At 57.4% G+C, this 9037-nt stretch carries 7 protein-coding genes and 1 pseudogene; 2 read left to right on the plus strand and 6 right to left on the minus strand.

The features are described 5' to 3' along the window. A pseudogene (locus tag ACR3FF_RS23800) lies at window positions 1-120 on the minus strand (transposase); the annotation flags it as partial. 17 nt (window positions 121-137) lie between these two features. Between ACR3FF_RS23800 and ACR3FF_RS23805 the strand changes: the two are divergent. After that, a complete protein-coding gene (locus ACR3FF_RS23805) occupies window positions 138-377 on the plus strand; it encodes a nucleotidyltransferase domain-containing protein (RefSeq protein WP_458190620.1) in 240 nt (79 codons plus the stop codon). A gap of 19 nt (window positions 378-396) precedes the next feature. Here ACR3FF_RS23805 and ACR3FF_RS23810 read toward each other — a convergent pair whose 3' ends face one another. From ACR3FF_RS23810 to ACR3FF_RS23820, 3 genes are all read right to left on the minus strand, one after another. After that, window positions 397-1755, minus strand: a complete 1359-nt coding sequence (locus ACR3FF_RS23810) for a DUF790 family protein (protein ID WP_458190614.1) — start codon at window positions 1753-1755, stop codon at window positions 397-399. Beyond that, window positions 1755-3155, minus strand: coding sequence for a DEAD/DEAH box helicase (locus ACR3FF_RS23815; RefSeq protein ID WP_458190615.1), 1401 nt, complete (start codon window positions 3153-3155; stop codon window positions 1755-1757). The genes ACR3FF_RS23810 and ACR3FF_RS23815 overlap by 1 nt, the downstream gene beginning before the upstream one ends. 608 nt (window positions 3156-3763) lie before the next feature. Further along, complete coding sequence (locus ACR3FF_RS23820) at window positions 3764-4918, minus strand: polysaccharide deacetylase family protein (RefSeq protein WP_458190616.1); 1155 nt, start codon at window positions 4916-4918, stop codon at window positions 3764-3766. Between the two features lie 1312 nt (window positions 4919-6230). Here ACR3FF_RS23820 and ACR3FF_RS23825 point away from each other — a divergent pair. Then, window positions 6231-7004 carry an LVIVD repeat-containing protein gene (locus ACR3FF_RS23825; protein ID WP_458190617.1) on the plus strand — a complete coding sequence of 258 codons (774 nt, stop codon included), beginning with the start codon at window positions 6231-6233 and terminating at the stop codon, window positions 7002-7004. Window positions 7005-7511: 507 nt separating this feature from the next. Here the strand turns inward: ACR3FF_RS23825 and ACR3FF_RS23830 are convergent. Together ACR3FF_RS23830 and ACR3FF_RS23835 are read right to left on the minus strand one after the other, a co-directional pair. Then, window positions 7512-7871 (minus strand): DUF7964 domain-containing protein, encoded by a 360-nt coding sequence (locus tag ACR3FF_RS23830; protein WP_458190618.1) that lies wholly within the window; start codon window positions 7869-7871, stop codon window positions 7512-7514. Beyond that, the gene (locus ACR3FF_RS23835) at window positions 7868-8869 is read right to left on the minus strand and encodes a DUF7983 family protein (RefSeq protein WP_458190619.1); all 1002 of its coding nucleotides are present in this window, start codon (window positions 8867-8869) and stop codon (window positions 7868-7870) included. The genes ACR3FF_RS23830 and ACR3FF_RS23835 overlap by 4 nt, the downstream gene beginning before the upstream one ends. Window positions 8870-9037: the final 168 nt, after the last annotated feature.

A 9037-nucleotide genomic window follows, 5' to 3' on the forward strand; every position in this document is an offset into this window, starting at 1 on the left:
TTCGATCCGCGAGTCGCCTGACTCGCGGATCACCGGGTTCAATCCGACGTAACTGACGACTTCTTTGTCACCGTCAAACCGGTCGATCCCACCTAGCTCCGCGTAGATCGTCAGCGCCGCGGGCGATCGAACAGGACATCGAAGGTGTTGATGTCGCTGGACTACAGTCGTATCTTGCGCAGACCGAGGTGACGTTCGCCCTCCTGTTTGGCTCGCACGCCCGTGGGACTGCGACACCGACATCGGATGTCGATATCGCGCTCCGTTTCCCAGACTGGCTCGACGGTACGACTGGGACAACGTTGCTCGACTGGCGGAGTTGGTCTGTAAGCGAGCGGTCGAAGATACCTAATAGAATGACTGGATTCTTTCACTAATCCCTCTGAGAGAGTGTGGTCACCGATCCGTATTAGCGAGAGCATATCTAGTCGCGTACTGTTCAGCCATTTCGACCAGATCATAGACATGAATCCCTGTTTTGAACCATAGGACTCGATCGGCGACGCCTCCGAACTCTTCACTGGCACAATCAAGTCGCTCCGAGACCGCCAGCACGAAGTTTTCGGCCTCCACTTGCCGGATCTTCTTTAGCTTCGCCTCCAAATACTCCGGTGTCCAGAAGCCAACGATCTCGAGAATCGCCCGCCGACCATCAGGATGTTCGATCGCGAAGTCGGGAATCATCACCTCGGCACCGAGGTCGAAGACGTCGTCCTCACGGACGAGCTCCCAATCAGTGTTCGCTCGCTCCCATTTCTGGGCGAGCGTCCGCTCGACATCGCTGTCGAACCGATCCCCCGCGCTGTAGTGCGAATCCAGATCGTCGCTTTGGTCGAGTGTGAACTGCCGTGTCTCGTTGGTCGTTTCGTCGACGAGAATTTCGGCAGTCATTTCCCACCGATCACAGAGGGGCAACGCTGGAAGGAAGTTCGCCATCCGAATCCCGTACTTCTGCGACTTCGAGAACAGCGATGCTGGTCCATCTAGCACAGCTTCATACCCTGTGGCCTGATCGGTACTCGCGACGCGGTCACCGTCGGTGTCGATCGGATAGATGCGATGCATCAGGCCAAACAGCTTCACGTAGCTGAACACCGTCGCGAAGTGATCCCAGACGCGGATTCTCATTTCGGTGGCATCGTAGAGAACCGCCTGGGCGAGTGCAAGGTTGTATCGGGTTAGCAGCCAGTCGACAGTGAGGTCAGTGTGCTCGTATTCTTCGGCACTGCTGCCGGTCAGCGCGGTCGTTGAGGTCGATGTATCGTCATCACTGGCATACTGTTCGGCTGTCCGCGTTCCGATCTGGACGAGTCGCTTGTTGTCTTCGAGATCGGCGTACATCCCCTGGTAGCAGTCTTCGAGAGAAATACCCAGGTTGTCGGCCACTGCACTGTACACCTCCAACTTCTGTGTATCCTCGCCAAGCGTGGGCTGGCGGACGATTGGATACTGCTCGTTGGCTTTCTCGAATACCCTGCGTCGGATCTCACGTGGTTCGACGGGTGCAACGACGTCGAACTCACATTCGTCTTTCAGGAGTTTCGCGAGTCCCTGAACGATTTTGTAGTCAGTATCCGCGACGGTCAACTCGTCAATCTCCTCTTCAAGGTCACCTTTTGATTCGCCAAGATGATCATCGAACAGCTGGATGAGTGTTTGGGCGGTCTCCCGGTAGCGCTCTTCAGATGGATCGATAAGCAGGGGTGTGATCGACTCGTCGGTCGTTCGTGATCGGGCAAGGTTCGCGGTCAGCACTATGCATTCACTCCCTGACGGCGGCGCTGGGAGACGTATGTCTCCATCGTGTCCTCGGCGATGATTTCGTAGAGACGTGCTGGCTGGCGGTCGTCCGTAGGTCGGAGAATCCGCCCGAGTCGTTGGGCGTATTGGCGTTTCGAAGCACTCCCCGAAAGGATGATGCCAACGTTTGCGGCAGGTACGTCGATCCCCTCGTCGAGAACCTGCGAGGTTACCAGCATCGAATACTCGCCGGTGCGGAACCGCTCGAGGATTTCCGTGCGTTCGTCAGTCTTGGTTTGGTGCGTGATGCAGGGGATGATGAACTCCTGGGAGATGTCGTAGGCGAAGTCATTGTTCGCGGTGAAGATGATGGCGCGGTCGTCGTGATGACGTTTGATGAGGTTGTCGAGCGTGTCGAGTTTCTTCTCGGCTGTCCGGGCGAGACGTTCGGCTCGTTGCTTGGCGATGAGCGCCCGCCGTCCCTGTGGATCGTAGGAGGTCCGTTTGAGGAACTCTTGGTAGCCGCGTTCCTTCCACAGATCGAAGTTGTGGCTGTCGACGTAGTCGCGATAGATCTGGTACTCTTCATCGTACGTCTCACGCTCGTCGGGCGTCAGTTCGACCGACATGTGGATCGTTTCGTACTCGCTGAGGTACTCGCCGGCGAGTTCGTCGACGTTTTCTCGATAGACGACTGGACCAATGAGATCTTCGAGACGTTCGTGTTTCCCGTCTGGACGCTCGTAGGTCGCTGTGAGACCGAGGCGATACGGTGCGATCGTCATCTCGGGGATTTGTTGGTAGGTTGGGGCCGGGAGATGGTGTTCCTCATCGATGACGAGCAGGCCAAACTGATCGCCATACTCGTTGACGTAGCGATAGGCACTGTCGTAGGTGGTGACCGTGATCGCGGTGACCTCGTGGCTACCGCCGCCGAGGACGCCAATCGGCTGCGAGAGTTGATCGCCGAAGGCGTTGGTGAGCGTGGCGTGCCACTGGTTCATTAGATCGATCGTTGGCGTGACGACGAGCGTGCTGACACCGGCGTCGGCAATCGCCTGCAGTCCGAGGAATGTCTTCCCGCTCCCCGTCGGGAGGACGACGCTCCCTCGCCGCCCGTGATCGATCCAGGCATCGAGAGCAGCCTGTTGATAGTCACGCGGTTCGATGTGGAGCGTTGGCGTGAGTTCGAGGTTGGGATAGGCGCACGCAGCATTTTCGACCGATTGGGAGAAACCGTCCTGAAGCGTCGCCTGCTCGTCGCCGTTTCTCCAGGATCCCGCCCATTCGAGAAGCGCTCGATACCGATAGGCCTGTGCGCGGTATTCGTCGACGCGGTCATCCCACTCGGCGTGGGGAACGTCGTCCGGAGCATCGCGGAGTAGAAGCGTTCCGTCGTCGAACTCAATTCGCATTCAGTATCTGCACGTAAGGTGGTCGGACGAATTCAATCTGTGGGTCGACGTACGCTCCTCCGCACACGAATCTCAGAAGTGTCGATTGATTGTGGTTAGCTCCGTTCCCTTGCGAATAGTCACGGTGAAAGAACTATCTTTAAGCAGCGAGAGAATCCCGCCGTTGACGGCGGGCGTGAATCGCGTCACTTCACTACCCAATCCACACGCCAGAGCCAACCGAAGACCCACTCAAACCAAGTTTTTAAAATATATCCGCCACATATTCCCATGGGAATCCGTGGGGAGAGAGCCTGCCTTGGAAACTGGCAGGCGATGACTCGCCATGGAGCGGGGGCCAGTAGCAGGCTCGCCAAGACACGTCACCGAGCGAGGAACTCCCGTCTGAGAGGCGGGCTTCCGATGACAAGGTTGCGTCTAGCTCACCAGCGGTGGGAGCGGGGACGGAGCCGGAGACCGGTGACGCGCACACGTCTTGAAACCGCACTCCCAGCCAGTCTGGGTATTCCACCCGCGGTGGAAGCCCCGCCGTTCACGGCGGGCGAGGATGTCAATCTTAGTAACCGTGTTCGCGACCATACCGTTTGTAACGCGAATAACGAAGTGGTTCAGGTGGTCCAGTATCGCTTCAGTGCAGCTACACCGCTGATACCGGCGAGCGCCGCGAGTACGCCGAATCCAGGTTGATCAATATCCGTTGTGGGCGAATTCGTGGTTGGTGTCCTCGCGGTTGGTCGTGTACTTGTCGTTGGTGTCGCTGGTTGAGCGGTGGTGGTTGTGGCGATGCCGGAGTCGGCGAGTGCGTCTCGGAGCGTGACGATATCGATATTCCGATCTTTCGCCATTCGAATCACCATCCGAATTCGAGACGGGGGAAGTCGCTCTTGCCACCAACTGTGCCCGCCCAGAATACCGAGGCCGTTCTGCGATGCGATCTTGTCCAGAAACGTTCCAAGTTCAGCTTTCGTGGCAGACCCTTCGCGGAAAAGCATTCTGGAGAGATGAGGGAGCCGGATTTGACCCGGCTCCATAATCTGGGGGTTTCCGCCGGCTGTGGACTCCGCGTTCACCACAGCCGTATAGTACTCGTCGACCATCTCCCGAGTTCGCTCTCCATATCCGGCGTACGGCATCACGATGTTCGTCACGTTCACACCGTACCCCTCGAGTTGCCGTTTCGACTTCTTCAGTGCCATCCGAATGACATCTCTCGTGTAGTGGGTGAACACACCGTCACTGGCCGTGAACGACTGTCCGACCGAAGATTGGACTCTAATAAATTTACCCCGGTTGTCAGAGCCGTTTCCAGCGACAGTGACGGTCGTCGACTGGGAACCATTACTAACGACGAGTGTGTCACCCGGAAAACTCCCATGAAAATTCTCCTCCACATAGATTTTTTGATCATTGGCTGCGATGTCGCGTGTGACCGTAATATGCCCCAGCATCCGATGTTTGACAGAGTGTGACATGATTTCCCAGCCTTCGTTCGCGAGTTCCTGGAGTTGATCCGCACTCAGGTTTCCGCTTTTCCCGACGTACGATGAAGGCACAGCCGAACAGCCCGGGACACTCTCCCTGCGATGGGCTTTCTGATAGGTGTGCGTGTAATCCTCGACGGCGCCATCGTCGTACGTGAACACCAGTTTCCCATTTGGCGGAGCAGCCTTGGCCGCCATTCCAGTCACCGTTGTCGCCCCGGCAATAGCCAGCCCGTTTTTCAGTACCGTTCGCCGTGTCGCTAAATTTGGACTATAGCTCATTGCTGTCGCCTCCGCGATGCACCAGCATGCCCACTTGTCCGAAACGACTTCTGCAAATGCGTTCGGTTGTCGACTTGGCCGCTTGCCTGCCGAATAGCAGAGACACGATTCGCTATCGAATTCCCGGCTTTGGCAGCGATACCTAAGCTTAGCCACTCAAGGGTATTCGACAGAACGTTTGGCAAAGATCTCTTGCGGTGCTTAGACACTATATCGACTCTGTAGCTCCGCTCATAGGCCCTACACAGCAGCTGCTTGGTATTCGTTACACCGACACTGGATGGCTTCATTAGTTTGTTTCTACGTAGCGCTGATGCAGTGTTTGTTATGACGATGATACACCTACACAAGGAGTTCGTTCCAAAGAGGTGGTATCACCGCGAAGCGTTGGCGACATCGCTGCTAAGCGCTTTTCACTTGGTGGGCTGGCACTAACCAGTCGGTACGTCCCGTCAGTTGACTTGATCATTTCGACCCATCCACTTTTTCTGAGTCAAGAAGCGTATAACGAAGGACGGTCGCTACCTATACGGTCTCCGATGGACGACGAAGGAACCCTGACCGTGGAGATTGACGATTTGGCTTTCACGAGAACGAGTCCAACGGATTTCCTGCAGCGTCTCCTCTGTTCTAACGCATGGGTACGGCGGGAAAGAGACCATTTCGGTGACATACACCTGTCTTGTCTCTTGAAAATCGCCGCCAAGAACTCCCCCACACATCCTCACCGATGACTCGCGAAAAACAGAAACGCCGACGCATACTGAGAGCCTCTGGTGCACTTCTCGCCGGATCGACCCTGGCTGGCTGTTTCAATTCGCAGCCCAAAGACGGCGAAGGCAGCACAACGGCAACAACGACGACTACTACCGCGAAACAATCGATCGATCCCAGTCGCGTATCGCTGAAGAAACTCGACCAACTGTACCCCTCGGCCCAACCTCCACCAAGTTCGTCGACGCCTAGCGGCGGATATTCGGAGACGGACGTTCGAGACGATGGCCATTACGCTGTTCTCGGGACCAAATGGGGTGTTGACGGCAGTTATCTCTTTGATATCACCGATCCGTCTGCTCTAAAACAGCGCCACTACCTGCCCAATGAAAACGATGCACCGACTATAGATGTCAAGTTCGACCACCGGAACGGCCTGTACTACCGGGCGATAGAGCGAACGTGGCCCGGCAACTTCGAAGTTGTCGACTACGGGCACTCGGCCGGAAAGCCGTCGTCTCCAACGATTATCGGCACTGTCGAAAACGGTAAGTCTCACAATGTGGAACCGCATCCGACGAAGTCGGTACTCTACACGATGAACTACAAACTGGAGACGGACGGGTTCGACGTGTACGACGTCGCCGATCCGTCGTCCCCGCAGAAACTCGGCGAGTACGGTCCCCAAGGGGCGGCACATGACATCAACGTTGATCCGGAGCGTGAGGTACTCTGTTGTGCGTACCAGTCGGGGGAGTTCATCGGACTCGTCCTCTACGACGTGAGCGCCCCACGAAACCCGAACGAGATTGGCCGCTTCGACTACCGAAAGCGAAAATCGTATGGCCAGGCGAAGGTAGGCGAGGAAGCCTTCGGAAGTGCGCATCACGGCCACTTCGATCCGCGTCGCGACCTGCTCGTCATCGGAGACGAACGGGGATCTGGAGTTCCTGGCGGGAAACACGTCTTCGACGTTGGATGGAAGAACGGATCGCTGGTCGATCCAATTCCCGTCGGCTTCACCGTCTCACCCAATGCTCGTCGGATGGCCGACGAGTTCGCCGAACGCTTTGACTGGACGGGCCACCACTTCAACATTGTCCCGTGGGGGAACGCCACATTCGTCGTCGCCGCCGACTGGCACGACGGCGTGGTCGCGTACGACATCACCGACCCGACCAACCCGCACCCAGTCGATCAGTATCCGACCGACGACAAGACAAAGGTAAATGCGCCGAACGACAAAGTCTCGCTGCTCGGCGAACCGCCGATGGCGTGGCAGGCGGCGTACGACAACTCGCGCGAACGGAAACTGATCATCGGGAGTGATACATTCACTGGGCTCTACACGTTCGAGCTAACGGTTCGATGACGAAAATTCGTGGACGAAACGCTTTCAGCTGCATTGATCGCCACCAGACACGCATTATTGACTGCCCCGAGCGTTTCAACCCCGGCCAGATCAACGATGGCCGCCCCGCCAACTCTTCGATCGTTTGTGATCGTTCACCTGCTGGACTGACCGCCTTGATATCGCCCAGCACTGCGAGCGGTTCACGTCGCCCAACTGGTGGTTGATCTGCGTCGATTGCGGTGAGCGCATCGGGCGCTACCATCGCTCGAAGACAGTCTGCACTTCCGAGGACGACCAGGGTGGCGACTGTAGTGGAAATCTCCGCATTGAGGAGGGCCCGGCCAATGATTGTCAGTTGCTATTCGCACTACAGCAGGGTTGCGTAACAGCTACGAAAAATGGCCGCAAATAGAGGGATTTCTATCAATTCTCACCTTGATTTCAGTGATAGCATCCGAGACAGGTATGTACCGTTGATGTCTAATGGACGACTGCGAATCATACCTGACGACGCTCGTCGGTCGATCAGCGAGGCGTCCGGTTCGTGAACGTCTCGTATGCCTCGGCGATCGTCTCGACGATTTCGTCTCTGTCTTCGTCCCCGAGGCTGTCACCCCGGAATTCGATGAGAGCGTCGAGGACGTCTTCGAACGCCGACGGGTCGGTGATTTTCGCCACGACTGTCCAGCCGTTCGCGTCGGTATACGCGAGCGACGCCACGACGTTCGCCGTGAACACGAGGAGGTTCCGAATGTCGCCGAACGTGCCTTCGGTTCCGATGAGGCTGTTCGGGGTTGCCGGGATGACGAGCAAGTCGTCCCGTTTGTGTGATAGTTTCAGTGCTTCGCCAGCGGAAAGCGGTCGGTCAGGGAGTCCGCGGATCATTCTGCACTCGTTTGGGTCTGGTACTCCCGACCCGTCTTGAATTCGGTCAACTCGTCGATCTTCCCCTCCAACTCTTCGATCTCACGGCGAAGTTCCTCGGCATCAGGATCATCACTCGTCGCCAGTCGATCCTTCAGCCCTTGCAGGCGCGTCTCTCGCTGTTCCTCGTCAACCTCCGCCTTCCGGACGTACTCTGTTTCGTCGATTTCGTACACGTCTGATTCCGATAACTCCGTCACGGCGATCGCGTCGTCGACCTTGGTACGGTCGACGCTCAACACGCGCTCGCGGTCGATTCCGGCGTCCTCCAGCGTGGCCAGAACCTCGTCGTCGTCCTTCAGATCCCGGTTGCGACGCATGGTGCGCTGCACCGAGCCGAACTGGCCGTGGACGGGCTGGTCGTGGTGCAGGCGACCCAACAGCACGTTGCTCACGTCCTGCCGCAGGCCATTCGCGTCGCGCTGGATGTCCGAGAGCAAGGTGTAGAGATTGATGAGAACGGGCGTGTCGAGCGCCGCAAGCGAGGAGAGATCGTTTCGCTCCAGCGCGTCGATGAGGAGGAGGGCGTCGCTGTAGACGTCCACGTCTGGTTCCGTGCGCTCGGTGGTCTCCTCGTCTAACCCGGCGTCGCCAGTGCCTGTGATAATCTGCGTGCCGGTCGGTTCGTCCGTCTCGCGGATCACGCCCGCGCTCTCGTCGACTTCGAATCGCGGGTGGAGGCTCAACACGGCGGGATACGGATCGGCATCGGGCGGGAGTCGTGAAAGGTCGAATCCCTCAAAAGTGTCGGCGATGTGCTCGTAGAGCGTCTCGAACTGGTCGCGCTGGAGCGGCCGCGTCTCGTCCACATCGCGGTCGAGAAATTCGACGACGATGCGGTGTTCCTGTACGTCGGTGATCTGGAATCGACTCTGAGAGCGTGGCGTGAGCAGGGTCGCATCCTCGGCCAGATTCTCACACTCGCCGAGGAGCGTGTGCCACGAAATGCTGAACGGCATCACCGGGAGTATGGTCTGACGACAGGTAAAGGGTGATGGTTACTCTCTCGAGCGTGTCATAGAATCCATCTCATAGCTTTTCGCAGCCCGGGTCGTTTCCTCGCTCGTAGTTGGTGATTGCAACCACGAGTCGGAGACAGAGCGCAACGAACACTTCTGTTCGTGCGT

Source organism: Haladaptatus ordinarius (assembly GCF_054177595.1).